Origin of the sequence: Clostridium sp. UBA7503 (assembly GCF_002477055.1) — a bacterium.
GTDB lineage: Bacteria > Bacillota > Clostridia > Clostridiales > Clostridiaceae > Clostridium_J > Clostridium_J sulfidigenes.
In genome coordinates, this window is the sequence record NZ_DLNT01000038.1 from 1 (window position 1) to 14,969 (window position 14,969).

9 protein-coding genes and 1 other RNA gene are annotated in these 14,969 nt (G+C 32.1%); 1 reads left to right on the forward strand and 9 read right to left on the reverse strand.

From position 1 onward, the window contains the following. Nucleotides 1-330: 330 nt before the first annotated feature. From ssrA to B3630_RS09780, 6 genes are all read right to left on the reverse strand, one after another. Nucleotides 331-665, reverse strand: a transfer-messenger RNA (tmRNA) gene (ssrA, locus tag B3630_RS09755). 237 nt (nucleotides 666-902) lie between these two features. After that, on the reverse strand, nucleotides 903-1,514 hold the full coding sequence (locus B3630_RS09760) for a histidine phosphatase family protein (protein ID WP_346897672.1): 612 nt from the start codon (nucleotides 1,512-1,514) through the stop codon (nucleotides 903-905). Between the two features lie 196 nt (nucleotides 1,515-1,710). Beyond that, a complete protein-coding gene (gene smpB / locus B3630_RS09765; RefSeq protein WP_035131317.1) occupies nucleotides 1,711-2,178 on the reverse strand; it encodes an SsrA-binding protein SmpB in 468 nt (155 codons plus the stop codon). Between the two features lie 1,101 nt (nucleotides 2,179-3,279). Beyond that, entirely contained in the window at nucleotides 3,280-4,446 is a 1,167-nt protein-coding gene (locus tag B3630_RS09770) for an iron-containing alcohol dehydrogenase (protein WP_346897674.1), read from the reverse strand. A gap of 427 nt (nucleotides 4,447-4,873) precedes the next feature. Next, nucleotides 4,874-7,051 (reverse strand): ribonuclease R, encoded by a 2,178-nt coding sequence (gene rnr, locus B3630_RS09775; protein WP_346897676.1) that lies wholly within the window; start codon nucleotides 7,049-7,051, stop codon nucleotides 4,874-4,876. Between the two features lie 901 nt (nucleotides 7,052-7,952). Next, nucleotides 7,953-8,669 (reverse strand): 16S rRNA pseudouridine(516) synthase, encoded by a 717-nt coding sequence (locus B3630_RS09780; protein ID WP_346897678.1) that lies wholly within the window; start codon nucleotides 8,667-8,669, stop codon nucleotides 7,953-7,955. 280 nt (nucleotides 8,670-8,949) lie between these two features. On the opposite strand from B3630_RS09780, the gene cutC reads away from it, so the two are divergent. Continuing rightward, entirely contained in the window at nucleotides 8,950-11,334 is a 2,385-nt protein-coding gene (cutC, locus tag B3630_RS09785; protein ID WP_346897680.1) for a choline trimethylamine-lyase, read from the forward strand. Between the two features lie 56 nt (nucleotides 11,335-11,390). On the opposite strand, the gene B3630_RS09790 is transcribed toward cutC, so the two are convergent. The 3 genes from B3630_RS09790 to B3630_RS09800 form a co-directional block, all read right to left on the reverse strand. Further along, nucleotides 11,391-12,233, reverse strand: coding sequence for a lytic transglycosylase domain-containing protein (locus B3630_RS09790; RefSeq protein ID WP_346897682.1), 843 nt, complete (start codon nucleotides 12,231-12,233; stop codon nucleotides 11,391-11,393). A gap of 72 nt (nucleotides 12,234-12,305) precedes the next feature. Then, nucleotides 12,306-14,312 (reverse strand): triple tyrosine motif-containing protein, encoded by a 2,007-nt coding sequence (locus tag B3630_RS09795; RefSeq protein ID WP_346897684.1) that lies wholly within the window; start codon nucleotides 14,310-14,312, stop codon nucleotides 12,306-12,308. A gap of 208 nt (nucleotides 14,313-14,520) precedes the next feature. Beyond that, nucleotides 14,521-14,967 (reverse strand): YaiI/YqxD family protein, encoded by a 447-nt coding sequence (locus tag B3630_RS09800; RefSeq protein ID WP_346897686.1) that lies wholly within the window; start codon nucleotides 14,965-14,967, stop codon nucleotides 14,521-14,523. Nucleotides 14,968-14,969 lie beyond the last annotated feature (2 nt).

A 14,969-nucleotide genomic window follows, 5' to 3' on the forward strand; every position in this document is an offset into this window, starting at 1 on the left:
TCTATTTTGCGAAAGCCCCTTCAATGGTGGAGGCGAGGGGACATATACTTCCTACATCTCTGCAGGTACTGACTATATTTTCCTCCTCTTCCAATATTCTCTTTTAAAGTTGAATACTGTATAGGACTCTTGGCGTATTATAGAAGCATATTTTAGTTTGACATCTTCTATCCTAGTATTCCATAGATTACTCCTTAGGAACCTATAAGTCGATACACGGCTGTTGAATTTCTTCACATACCACTCGGTATTGCCGTCAGCACCATCTGTTACGGTTTCACCGATAAAGCCAAGTTTTCACTTAGAAATTACTCTCTAAGGCGACTCTTTTGAATCGAACCCCTGTCCGAAAGCCATTCCACATAAGCATCTCCGAGTGCAGTCTCTATTTTAACATTCCCTCTATAGAACCCCTAGAGACCGGGTTTCTACTTCAGTAGCTTCATAAATTCCGTTCCATGGTCAAAGCTTTCCATGGCTCGGTTCCCCACTAATCGGCGCCCTATCCTAAGCCGTGGGACTCAAAGGTAGGACGAGCAACTATACTAAGCTGCTAATGCAAAATTGTCTTCTGCGTTTATCTTTAATCCCATAGTTTTTTAAAGCGGGCCCATGAGTTCCCTCTACTCGCTTCCTATATGTCACGTACCCCCGTCGAAACCAGTACGCCCCCATGTTAGGTAGTGGTAATTATTAGTGATTACCACGTATATTCATTATAAACAATATCAATCCTTATAGCAAGTAAAGTTTTGTAAAAAGTTTTATAGTGTTTATGGACATATTTCCTTTAGATTCTACATATGGTATTTGGCAAATCTATATATGTAAAAAAAGTACCACTTTTAATGATACTTTCACACCAAATATAAGTTTATTTTATCATATATAGGTAGCTCAAACTATTTTATATAAGACATGTCGCTCAGTCTCTTTATGATGTGTTTTACATTGTCATCTTCTATAAAACGAGAAACTCCACCTGCAAATCCAAATAAATCACAGTTATTAAGATCATCTGGTTTAAGTCCTAACCACATAGCGTTGAAAATACTTAATGTGTCCCCATGGGAAACAATGATTATATTCTCATCCTCACTGCTCATTATATCATTGTAGAAAGGTTCTAGACGATTCCAAGTTTCCCTTCTAGATTCAGCATCTGGTACACATCTATCATCAATTGTCTTTTCCCATGCTGTTTGATTTTCTCTAAGCCATTGTACACTTTTGCCTACAGCAGAACCAAGGTTACGTTCCCTTAGAGCTTCATTGAAGATGGGTTCTAAGTTTAAATGCTTTGCTATAATTTCAGCAGTCTGTTTTGCTCTTTTTAAGTCTGAAGAATACATAATATAGACATTATCTTTTGAAAGTTCTTCCTTAAGGTTTATCCCAATGTTATTTGCTTGGTCTTTTCCCAGGTTAGTTAAATCCCAATCTGTCCATGAACCAATCATTCCATTGGTATGATGTACTGATTGAGTATGTTGAATGGTAATTATTCTTTTCATCCCTTACCTCTCCCCCTATTTAAACTTCCCATACTTCATAGCAAAATTCTATTGTGCAAAGGAAACTCCTGCTCATATTCGTTCCCATGAGTAGGTTCGAATAACTAAATCAAAGATTTCTATATTAAAATGAAACTCCTGCTCATATTCATTCCCATGAGTAGGTAACACTTGACCAAATATAAAATTTGGAGTGTTACCTATATTTCTCTTTCATTTGTCTATCTATGTCTCTCTTAGCTGCTTTTTCTAGCATTACATCTCTCTTATCGTAATCTTTTTTACCTCTGCAAACTCCAAGGTTAACTTTTACTTTACCGTCTTTAAGATATAAGCTAAGTGGTATTAGAGTGTACCCCTTTTGAGCTGTGAATCCTAAAAGTTTATCTATTTCTCCTTTGTGAAGAAGTAGCTTTCTTACTCTTAGAGGATCTTTGTTAAATATGTTTCCTTGCTCATAAGGGCTTATGTGCATATTTTTTACGAAGACTTCTCCATTGTATACATCTGCATAGCTATCTCTAAGGTTTGCTTTTCCAGCTCTTATAGATTTAACTTCTGTTCCTACAAGTACTATTCCTGCTTCCATAGCTTCTTCTATAAAGTAATCGTGTCTTGCTTTTCTATTTTCTACTAAAGTTTTAGTTCCTAATTTCTTTGCCATGTTTTCACCTACTTTTATCATTAATATATAATTTTCTCATTATACATGTGATTTTACTAAATTTAAAATGTATTGTATAGTATAACCTATTTTTATTATAACCTAAAATAAAAATATTGTAATTATTAACCTTGAAATATATGAATTTTAATTCTTTAAAATGTTATAGACATACAAAAATAATTTTCATATTAATTTAGTTTCTCCAATTCCCATGTTTTTAGCTTTTTATGTTTTTATCCGATGACTACCAGCTCTAATACTCCCATCTTCTTTAAAATGGGAGTAAAGAGCTGGTACGTCCCTGGATAACGATTTCTAACCTTCAGAGGGAGTAAAAACTCCCTCTGAAGCAAAGAACTCTGTTTATGTTCTTTCACAGCTAACACCTTGATATTACTGTATTAAAGCCCTCTAGGGAGCATCTACATTTTAACTATTTAAAATTAAAAAAATATATATATGAAACTTTTTAAATAGCTCTCTATTTCTATAGGAAACTATTTACCTATATACCTAGGTAACTATTTAACTAGTTGTTGGCCCTGTGGGAGTTTCAGGGATTTCTTTTTCTCGCCTTGCTCTATATGAAACTCCTTTTCCTTTCAGTCTAAGGAGTAAGCTTCACTTGACCAAATCATAGATTTCTTTTTCTCACTTTGCTCGATAGGAAACTCCTTTTCACTCCGTTCAAATGAGTAAGTTCTACTTAACCAAATCAAAGATTTGGAGTAGAACTTAGAAGAGCTGTCTCACGGTAGAATTTTTTTAAACTCTACTTTGAGACAGCTCTTCCAAGTTGATTTGATTTGATTTGATTTGATGAATTATAAGGATATTTTTTAAATCTGCTGTACCTTAGTTCAACAGAATTTATAACATAATATAAGAAACTCCATTTTTTAAGTGGAGTTTCTTCCACTAACTAAATTATTTATTTTACCCCAATTATGAAGAAACCCCTTTTTACTTTGTTCCAATGAGTAAGTTCGAGTAACTAAATCAAAGATTTCTTTTCTCGCCTTGCTCGAGAGGAAACTCCTTCTCACTTTGTTCAAATGAGTAAGTTCCACTGGCCAAATCAAAGATTTGGAGTGTCACTTATAACTCTACTTTATTACCGTAGTAAGTGCATTCAAATAGTCTTTCCATTGTTTTGTCGTCTATTTCTCTTGGGTTTGAGCCTGTGCATGCATCAAGTACTGCATTATGAGCTATGAACTCAAGATTTGCTTTGAAGTCTTCTTCGGTAACACCGTATTCCTTCATTGAGTGAGGAATACTTAGTTTTGTATTTAAGTCATTGATCATTTCTATTAATGAATCAGTTAATTCTGAATCTGTATTTCCATTTAGTTTTAACATTCTAGCTATGTCTGCATATCTATCTTCACATTTAGTTCTGTTGTACTGAATTACATATGGAAGGAAGATTGCATTTGCACATCCATGAGGAATGTGGAATACTGCTCCTGTTTTATGAGCCATGGAGTGAACTATTCCTAGTAGTGCATTTGAGAATGCCATTCCTGCAAGGCATTGAGCCTCGTGCATTAAGTTTCTTGATTTTTCACATCCATTATAAGAATCTATTAAGTGTTCTTTTACCATTTCAATTGCTTTTAATGCTAATGGATCAGAAAAGTTTGATCTTAGTGATGCTGTGTATGCTTCTATAGCATGAGTTAAAGCATCCATTCCAGTATGAGCAACTAGAGTCTTAGGCATTGTTTGCGCAAGTGCTGAATCTATTATTGCTATATCTGGTGTTATATTGAAATCAGCTAATGGATATTTAATCTTAGCTTTGTAATCAGTAATTACAGAGAATGCTGTAACTTCTGTAGCTGTACCACTAGTTGATGGTATTGCAACGAATTTTGCTCTTTGTCTTAATTCTGGTAGTCCAAATGGAATAACTGCTTGTTCAAAAGTAAATTCTGGGTATTCGTAGAATATCCACATTGCTTTTGCTGCATCTATTGGAGATCCTCCACCTATAGAAACTATCCAATCTGGCTCAAAGCTTCTCATAGCTTCTGCACCTTTCATAACTGTTTCTACCGATGGGTCTGGTTCTACCCCTTCAAATAATTCAACTTCCATACCTGCTTCTTTTAGGTAGTCTTCAACCTTTTGCAAGAATCCGAATCTCTTCATAGATCCGCCACCAACAACTACGAAAGCTCTTTTTCCCTTTAAAGTTTTCAGAGTTTCTAAAGCTCCTTCTCCATGATATATATCTCTTGGTAATGTAAAACGTGCCATAATATGAACCCCCCTAATATAAACTTTAAAATCTTGTTATTTATTTAACATTTATAATTTCAGTATACCACCTTTTTCTAAAAATACTAGTACTTTGTTAAAAATTTATCTGATTTGTTTAATTTTTTAACAATCTTTTTTTAATTTTTACGCTCTTGTGTGTAAAATTATCCTATATTTTTATTTGTTTCCCTTAATTTATAGCAAATTACATAAAAAAGAAGAGGTAAAATCATATTTAATTTAATAAATAAAATTTTATCTCTTCTTATACAATGTTAAATTTTTATCCTTAAGTTTTTATTCTCTAAACATTTTAACTTACTAATATTCCAAAAGGGCTCAGCGTCAATAATATATGGGCATGCTCAACATTTTTATTAGATTAGTTAATTTTTTGAAAGTCCATTTACTTCTTAACTATATTTTATTCTCCAAAAATTAAATCATCGATGTCTAGGGACATTTCTTCTTCCTCTTCTTCTACTTGTGGTTTAACTATTTCAAAGTAAATATCGTGGGCATCTATGTCAACCTTAGAGCAAACTACCTTAACTTCATCCCCTAGCCTGTAGATATTCTTAGTTCTCTCACCAACTAAAGCTAGATGCTTTTCATCATAGATATAGTAGTCATCATGAAGCTCACTAATATGAACTAAACCTTCTATAGTGTTAGGAAGTTCAACGAATATACCAAAGCTAGTTACAGAGGATATGATTCCTTCAAATTCTTCTCCAATCTTATCCATCATGTATTCAGCTTTCTTTAAATCATCTACTTCACGTTCCGCATCCACAGCCATTCTTTCTGTGTCAGAAGATTGTTTTGAAGCATCTATTACAAAGGTTCTTAATCTCTTTTCTCTCTTAGAATTTAATCCTTCGTTTATCATTTCCTTTATAATTCTATGAATTACTAGGTCAGGATATCTTCTTATTGGAGATGTGAAGTGACAATAATATTTAGCAGCAAGACCAAAGTGTCCTACACATACTTGGGAATATTTTGCCTTCATCATAGATCTTAAAAGTAAGGTACTAACTACCGTTTCTTCCTTCTTGCCTTTAACCTTTTCTAGAATCTTCTGAAGCTCCCTTGGATGAATCTCATCTTCTTTAAATCTTACATGATATCCTAGGTTATATACGAATTCACTAAAGTGTAATAACTTCTCCATATCTGGGTCTTCATGAACTCTATAAACAAATGGTGCATTAAGCCAGAAGAAGTGTTCTGCTACAGTTTCATTACAGATTAACATAAATTCTTCTATTATTCTATTTGCAACAGCTCTTTCACGAGGTAGGATATCTACTGGTTTACCAGTATCATCTAGGATTATTTTACATTCTTCAAAGTCAAAATCTATGGCACCTCTTGATAATCTCTTTTTATTTAAGAGCTCAAATAACTTACCCATGTTCTTAAAGTCTTCATGAAGATGTTTAAATTTTTCTATAGTTTCAGCATCTTCATCTCTAAGAATCTTAGTTACATCAGTGTAAGTCATTCTTTCATTAGTTTTTATTACACTTTCAAAGATATCATGATCTACTACTTTTCCTGTAGAATCAATTTCCATGAAGCAACTAAGGGCAAGTCTATCTACCTTTGGATTTAAGCTACATACTCCATTTGATAGTTTTCTAGGTAACATTGGAATAACTCTATCAATTAGGTATACAGATGTACCTCTTTTAAAGGCTTCCTTATCAAGGACATTATTTTCTCTTACATAGTGTGATACATCTGCAATATGAACTCCTAGCTTGAAGTTTCCATTTTTAAGAACTTCTACTGAAACAGCATCATCTAGATCCTTTGCATCTTCTCCATCTATAGTAACCATAGTCACATCTCTAAGGTCTCTTCTTCTGTCTATTTCACTTTGAGGAACCATATCTTCTATTCTTTCTGCATATTCCTCTACCTGTATTGGGAATTCTTCAGGAAGATTATGCTTTCTAATGATAGTTAAGATATCTATTCCCTTATCTCCCTTTTCTCCTAGAATTTCAATGATCTTTCCTTCTGGGTTTCTTCTTTTCTCTGGCCAGCTAGTGATTTCTACCACTACTATTTGACCTGATTTAGCTCCATTTCTATCATTTTTTGAAATGAATACGTCTTGACCTATCTTTTTATCATCTGGTACAACGAATCCGAAATTTTTACTATCTTCATAGGTTCCAACTAGTTTTTTATTCTTTCTTTCAACAATTCTGATAATTTCTCCTTCAGATTTCTTACCGTTGTTTTCATCTTTTAATACTTTAACTAATACCACGTCATTGTTCATGGCACTATTTACATTACTAGCAGGGATAAATATATCTGGTCTATCTTCTTCTACAATTACGAAACCAAAACCCTTTTGGTGAGCAGCAAAAACCCCTTTAAGTATACCCATTCTCTCTGGAATACCATATAGCTCTGCTCTATTTTTTATTATTTCTCCATCTTTCTCCATTTCATTTAATAGGTTTGAAAAATCTTTAGATTCTTTTTTACCTATACCAAATATTTTAGACAACTCTTTTAAACTCATTGGTTTATAAGCTTTTTCTTTCATAAAGCTTATAAGTACTTCTCTTATATTCATAATGCACTTCCTTTCATACTTCTCTCATCTTTACGTAATATATCTTCTTAATACATACTATTTTTTATATAATGCCAACCATCTCTAAAACTTCAAAAAAGCTAAGAACTCTGTTTATCCGATGACTACCAGCTCTAATACTCCCATCTTTTTTAAAGTTGGAGTTAAGAGCTGCTACGTCCCTGGATAACGANNCAACGACTTCTAAGTATCAAATAAATTGATACTTAGAATTCTGTTAGTAACCTTCAAAGAAGCTAAGAACTCTGTTTATAATTAGTATACCTATTTACTATTATTGCTCTATTAAATCAATGTTATGTGTTTTTTACATTAGATATTTACATATTATATAGTTTACAGTATATGCTAGATAATTTCTATATTTATCCGATAACTACCAGCTCTAATACTCCAATCTTTTTCAAAGTAGGAGTTAAGAGCTGCTACGTTCCTGGATAACGATTTCCCCTAAAGGACAACGACTTCTAAGTATTAAATAAATTGATACTAAGAATTCTGTTAGTATGCTTCAAAGAAGCTAAGAACTCTGTTTAACTTCTTAAACATATGTTTTCCAAAAATAAGTTTTATTGCAAGAAAAAACCCATCGGGGGTAACCAATGGGTTTTTTCCTTGCAATAATATACAATTATATTCGACATAAAATAACTTGTATAACCCTTGGGGTTAGGTTATACGTATAAATAAAAAGGGGTTATTTATTCTATTTATATATATATTATATATATAATTTTATAAATTTTCAAGTAAATTTATAATAAAAAATATAAACTAATTGTTAATATTTATACTTTATCTATATTTTTTGTATATTTTCTACACATTACACCAAATTACCTTTTATATTCAATTTAATGTATATACAGTCAATAAATACCTATAAGTTGTTTAATACTTCAATTTCTTCTTTAGTAAGCTCCCTATATTCGCCTTCTTCTAGTGTTTCATCCAGTTCCATAGGACCAAATTTAACTCTTTTTAAATATACAACAGACTTATCTAAAGCTTCAAACATTCTTTTAACTTGATGGAACTTCCCTTCCTGTATTGTAACTAAAACTTCAGAACCATCTTCTGTAGAAGAAATAATTTCTAACTTTCCTGGCATACACTTATAACCATCATCTATGACAATACCTTTTCTAAACCTTTCGATATCCTTTTCATTTACTGGCTTATCTATTTCTGCATAATAAACCTTATCTACATGGTTTTTAGGAGATATTAACTTATGATTTAAACCTCCATCATTAGTAAGCAATAAGAATCCTACAGTGTCCTTATCTAATCTTCCCACTGGAAATGGCTCAAAAACTTGGTATTCTGGATCTAATAAATCTATAACAGTCTCATCATAATTATCAAAGGTTGCACTTACAACTCCTGCAGGCTTATTTAAAAGTAGATAAACATACTTTCTATACATAACCCTTTCTCCATTTACTTCAACAACTGCTGTCTCCGGATCAACCTTAGTTGAACTGTCCTTTACAACCTCTCCATTAACAACAACCTCTCCATTTTTACAACTAACCTTAACTTCCTTACGACTTCCATAACCTAAGTTTCCTAAAATTTTATCTAAACGTTCCATATCATACCATCCTTTATTTATAGTTTGTGTATATATTAACTCATTATTTAACTTTAATTATTATTAGTCAAAATTCATTTTAACATTACTTTAAAAATAAATCTAATATTTAAACTTATTATATTAAATTTTTATTATTCATGGCCATATGCTTAATAAAAATTATATGGTCCCACTAAATATCCAATAAATAATTGACACTTACCTTTAGAGGAAGGTATATAATTTTATCAGTAAATAATATTAACTAATAAATAATAAGTGAAGGGACGTAACTATTATGGAGAATAACAAATTTATAATGACTAATCGACTAAAAAAATTAAAAGAAGCATATTTAAAAGTTACTCCAAGTATTACAATCAATAGAGCAATTGCTTATACTGAAGTAACAAAACAATATCCGGATATTCCAGTAAATCTTAGAAGAGCAAAGGGCTTTAGGAGATCGTGCGAAACAGCACCTATGCTAATTCAACATAATGAACTAATTGTAGGGCATCCGTGTGGCAAACCACGTGCAGGAGCTTTTTCACCTGATACTGCATGGAGCTGGATTAAAGATGAATTGGATGAAATTAGCACAAGACCTCAGGATCCTTATTTTATAAGTGAAGAAGATAAAAAAATTATGAGGGAAGAACTTTTCCCATTTTGGGAAGGCAAATCTCTTGCTGAAGCTTGCGAAACTGAAATGAAAAAAGAAGGAATTTGGGAATATGCTGCAGAAGCAGCCATTACAGATTTAACTTATCATATAACTAGTGGTGGTGGTGATTCTAGTCCAGGTTACGATATAATCTTATTTAAAAAAGGTATTCTTGGAATAAAAGCTGAAGCTGAAGAACATCTAGCAAATTTAACTGGTACATTGGAAGAAATAAATGAAAAGAAAAATTTTTACCAAGCTTCAATTGAAATCTGTGAAGGAATTTTGACTTATTCAAAACGTCTTTCAGAATATGCATTGGAACTTGCAGAAAAAGAAAGTAACTTGGTAAGAAAATCGGAATTACAGAAAATATCAGAAGTAAATAAAAGAGTACCTGCAAACCCTCCTAAAACATTTCATGAAGCATTACAATCAATCTGGACGATACAATCATTGTTTTTACTTGAAGAAAATCAATGTAGTACATCTCTTGGACGTGTTGACCAATACATGCTTCCATGTTATGAAAATGATATCAAAAATGGAAATATTACAGAACAACAAGCTTTTGAATTAATGGGCTGCTTTATGTTAAAATGTTCAGAAGTAATCTGGTATACTCCAGGTGCTACTGCTAAGTATTTTGCTGGATATATGCCATTTATAAATATGTGCGTTGGTGGTGTAAAACGTGATGGAGGAGATGGTACCAACGATTTAACCTATTTAATTATGGAAGCTGTAAGACAAGTTAAGGTTTATCAGCCTACTCTAGCTTGTCGTATACACAACCTTTCTCCACAAAAATACCTTGAGAAAATTGTTGAACTTATTAAAATCGGTGGCGGTATGCCTGCATGCCATTTTGATGATGCACATATCAAAATGATGCTTAAAAAAGGATATAGCTTTGAAGATGCTAGAGATTACAGCCTGATGGGTTGTGTTGAACCACAGAAAAGTGGGAAAGTACACCAGTGGACTGCAGGTGGTTTTACGCAGTGGCCTATTACAATAGAAATGGCTATGAATAGGGGGGTTTTAAAATCCTATGGTGATAAACAATGGTTAGATACAGGTGATATCAATGATTTTAAAACCTATGAAGATTTTGAAGGTGCAGTAAAGAAACAGCTTGATTACCTAATCGATATTAATTGTAGAGGTACTGTTATAATAGAAAAAGTTTTCAGGGATGTAACCCCTACGCCATATATGTCAATATTTATGGATGGATGTATGGAAACTGGTAAGGATGTAATGGCAGGTGGTGCTGTTATGTATGAGGGACCAGGAACTATATTTGCTGGACTTGCAACCTATGTTGACAGTATGGCTGCTATTAAAAAATTAGTTTATGAAGATAAAAAATACACTCTTGACCAAATAAAAAAAGCTATGGATGTAAACTGGGAAGGATTTGAACAGATTCATACCGATTGCTTAAATGCACCTAAGTATGGTAATGACGATGATTATGTAGATATGATTGCAAAAGAAATTGTTGATTATACAGAGCTAAAGATGAATTCATATAAATCACTTTATGCAAGGCAGATTCATGGCACATTATCTCAATCCTTTAATACTCCTCTTGGAGAAATGATAGGAGCCACTCCTAATGGAAGAGCTGCCTATTCACCACTTTCAGATGCAATGAGTCCTTCACAAGGTGCAGATAAAAAAGGTCCTACAGCTGTAATAAAATCAGTATCTAAGATAAATGTAGAATCAATGAGCTTAGGTATGGCTCATAACTTCAAGGTAAGTAAAGATTTCCTTGATGAAGCTGAAGGCAAAAGCGCTATTATTACATTATTGAGAACAGCATCAATAATGGGTAATGGAGAGATGCAATTTAATTGTGTTGACAATGCAACTTTGATTGATGCACAAAAACATCCTGAAAATCACAGAGATTTAATAGTACGTGTTGCAGGATATTGTGCATTCTTTGTAGAACTTTGTAAAGAAGTACAAGATGAGATCATCAGTCGAACTTTACTTGGTTAATATTTTAAACTACTTATACTATATAATAAGGCTGTTTCAATGAAACAGCCTTATTATTATATTAAATTATTTATCTTAGCTAAATAATTTTTTGTTTCTGATGGTAATTTATAAAAGTCACTGGAGCTACCGATTCCTCTGGATGCCATATTTCCTGGTCCAAAGTTATATGCTGCTAGTGCCATATTTAGGTCATAATTATAGGTTTTAAGATAATCCTTTATGTGTCTTGTACCTGCATCAATATTTTGCTCTATGTTAAAAGGATCATTAACTCCATAGTGATCTATGTTGCAAGGCATTAACTGCATTAATCCTTTAGCTCCCGCAGGCGATACTGCATTAGGGTTAAAGTTTGATTCTGTTTTAATTATAGCTCTTATTAAATTAGCATTTACTCCATATTTAGTTGAAGCATCAGCTATGGCTTTTTCAATTCTTTCAGAGTCAGTACCTGTAGCACTTACCACTGTGGAAGGAGTTACTCCTCCTATAGCTCTTATAATGACATTACTTATATCATTAATACCATTATAAGTACTATTATAAGCTCTATTATTTTGATCTATTCCCTGCTGAGTTTGTCTCTCTTTTTCACCCATGGCCTTTAGTAAAGATGCCATGATTAAACTAAATCCACTAGTGCTTGAAGAAGTGCTACTATCTGAACCTCCACCAAAGCTTCCTGACATTAAACCTAAGCTCATCAGTCCAGTAAGGGCATCACTGCCAGTACCAGAACTTAAGGTATCATTTAGAATACCTAGTCCATTAACATATTGATTTTGAGTAATTCCATTGTTTACTGAACCTATACTACTATTAGTATTTCCATTTGTAGCTATGCTGTTTATATAGTTATTTATTCCACCATAAACACTACCCACATCGTAACTCATTAATTCATCTCCTCTGTTTCTTTATACCATATTAGGCATCTTTCACTTATTTAATTATTTATTTAAGACGCCTTATTCCTTACACTGAATTTCATAAATGGAATAGTCATCATAGGCACTCTTAGAGTAACAGCTTTTACATAATGCCAATATCTTATAAAACCCTTTATAGAAAGGCATAAAGGTATAATAATTTTTCTTACTATACTTTTGTATTAGCTTCCATTCTCCCTTTTCCATTAAATAAAATTCATATAAATTATCTTTTCCACCGTCACATTCCACACAGAAGTTAACATCTTCATTGCACCTTATTACTTCTTTATCTAAGGTTATCTTGCAGTTAGTTACTGGAACTCCTTGTAATACGTCTAAAATTAATTCTTTTTTACAATCATACTCTTTAGTACTAAATACATTTTTACAATATATTTTTACCGTATATACTCCTGCACATTTTGGAATTAGTTTAAACTTCTTATCATTACTAAATTCCGTAGTTTCAACTTCCCTGCCATTGATTTCAACCTTATATTTAGTTAAAGTATTGCTAGTGTTTTCTGTTATTACCTCTAAGACTATTTCATCACCTATAAGGTACATATACTTCTTCTCTGTAAGAATATAATCTATCTTAGCTGGTATATATTCTTTACAATCTATATATATCACTGAATGTACATCATAGTCTCTCTTAGATTTTAGATGTTTTACCTTAACTTCTATTTCATATTTTCCTACACTAGTAGGAGTGAACTTAAAATTATCTTCTTCGTTATATTCTATGAATTGGACTTCCTTACCTTCTTTTTTCACAATAAATTCATATAATAAATTTCTTGAGCCAGTGGCTTCAACATTTACCTTAACTGGTTCATTTATAAGGACTTGCTTATCCTTATTTAGTTTGATTTCTTTTATATATACATTTTGTGTGCAGTCTTCATCTATAACAAAGTCCATAATTGCCTTCTCTTCATAATCGTCCTTATAGGTACTATCCTTTACAAGAACTTCAACTCTATATAAGCCACTTTTTTCTGGAATCCATTTATAACTGTTGTTAGTAGTAAAATTTGAACTACTATGATAATTTCCATCTACTACAAACTTGTAGAGCAATTTATCTCCACCAGAGCATATTGCCTTAAACTCTATAGGTGTTTTTTCAAGCTGTGGTGAGCTTAAATCAGAAGTGAAATTAAGAATTTTTATAGGTTTATATTTATCTACAGTATAATGTATTATCCCCCTATCATCAAAATTCTCATGGGAATACATGTCCTTCACTAAACATAAAAGCTTATACTTACCTGGTAATATTTCTGTGAAGCTGACTAGTCTCTTACTTGAAAAGTCCTGCATTACATGCATGTTGCCATATTCATCAATCTTCATAAATTTGTATAACACAACTCTATTTTCATCAAAGCGTGCATCTATTTCAAAGGTTAATTCATTACCTACTATCAGCTCTTCTGTTAAGCACTGTATATTGTTAATTCTTATTTCATCCATGGGTAATACCTTAAAGGTTGCATTTTTAAAGTCATCAAATTGATGGTCTGAACCCTCTTCTTTACTCTCTATAAGAATCTCAATATCCCCTTCACGGTTTGGGGTGAAACTTAAACTAGTATCCATGGAATAGTCTCTTATTAAATTCCATTTACAATCTTCTTTTATCCAATACTTACACAGGATAGGTAATTTGTTAGGTACGACATCAATTTCTATCTTTTCTCCTAACTTTATTTCATTATTACTAATTATAATATCTTTTATTAGTTTTTCTTCTACAGAGCCTATGATAAAGTCCATTCTAGATGTAAATTCAATAGGTTTTTTTCCATCTCTTTTTTTAGATTGTACCATTATCATGTATTTACCATCTTCCTTAGGTTTCCAATAGGTAAAATCCTCCTCATGAAAATCTCTAATGGTTTCCCAACCTCCATCACAGTTTATTATAAATTTATATAATAAATCATCTGACATTTTATTTTCTATATATATTTTAATTTCAGTCCCCTTCTCCTGTGGACTTGATAGGCTTGTACCAATAACCATTTCATTCATACATATTCCCCCTAGAATGTACATGTACATTCCTAATTGATTAAATTGTTATAATATTCTTACATAATCATAGCTATATTATACTACACTTACATATTATGTAACAACCTATAGAGGCTTTTATATGCGATAATTCATTAGACAAAATCCTTGTAAAAAAACACTTGTAAATTATATTTCTACAAGTGTTTTCTTAATTTATGTTTTTCTATTCTTCTCTTAGACTTCTTTCTACAAGCTTTATTAAATTATCTCTAAGGCTTATATTATCGTCTTCATTTCTTTTTTTATGCTTTCCTGTCTTTCCTCCACCACGTCTTACCTTGGCACTTATATGTCTTTCAAAGAGTAATTTATCTATATTGTTCTCTGAAAATATATATCCCCTTGGACTTATGGCATAGGATTTTTTACCAAGAACCATAGCTGCTACTCCATAATCTTGAGTTACTACTATATCTCCTTTTTTAGCTTCGTTGGCAACCTTCATATCTACTGCTTGAAAGCCACTATCCATAATTATAACTTCACCATATTCTAAATTTATAACATGATGTATATCACAATAAATTTTTAGTGGAACCTTATAGATCTTAGCTACTTCTTCTATAATACCTCTTCCTGCACATCCATCACCATCAACTATAATAGTCATAA

Bases quoted from the DNA above. Each gene is read 5' to 3' on its own strand.
- B3630_RS09760 (WP_346897672.1), bottom strand. From the start codon at position 1,514: ATGAAAAGAATAATTACCATTCAACATACTCAATCAGTACATCATACC.
- smpB (WP_035131317.1), bottom strand. From the start codon at position 2,178: ATGGCAAAGAAATTAGGAACTAAAACTTTAGTAGAAAATAGAAAAGCA.
- B3630_RS09770 (WP_346897674.1), bottom strand. From the start codon at position 4,446: ATGGCACGTTTTACATTACCAAGAGATATATATCATGGAGAAGGAGCT.
- rnr (WP_346897676.1), bottom strand. From the start codon at position 7,051: ATGAATATAAGAGAAGTACTTATAAGCTTTATGAAAGAAAAAGCTTAT.
- B3630_RS09780 (WP_346897678.1), bottom strand. From the start codon at position 8,669: ATGGAACGTTTAGATAAAATTTTAGGAAACTTAGGTTATGGAAGTCGT.
- cutC (WP_346897680.1), top strand. From the start codon at position 8,950: ATGGAGAATAACAAATTTATAATGACTAATCGACTAAAAAAATTAAAA.
- B3630_RS09790 (WP_346897682.1), bottom strand. From the start codon at position 12,233: ATGAGTTACGATGTGGGTAGTGTTTATGGTGGAATAAATAACTATATA.
- B3630_RS09795 (WP_346897684.1), bottom strand. From the start codon at position 14,312: ATGAATGAAATGGTTATTGGTACAAGCCTATCAAGTCCACAGGAGAAG.
- B3630_RS09800 (WP_346897686.1), bottom strand. From the start codon at position 14,967: ATGACTATTATAGTTGATGGTGATGGATGTGCAGGAAGAGGTATTATA.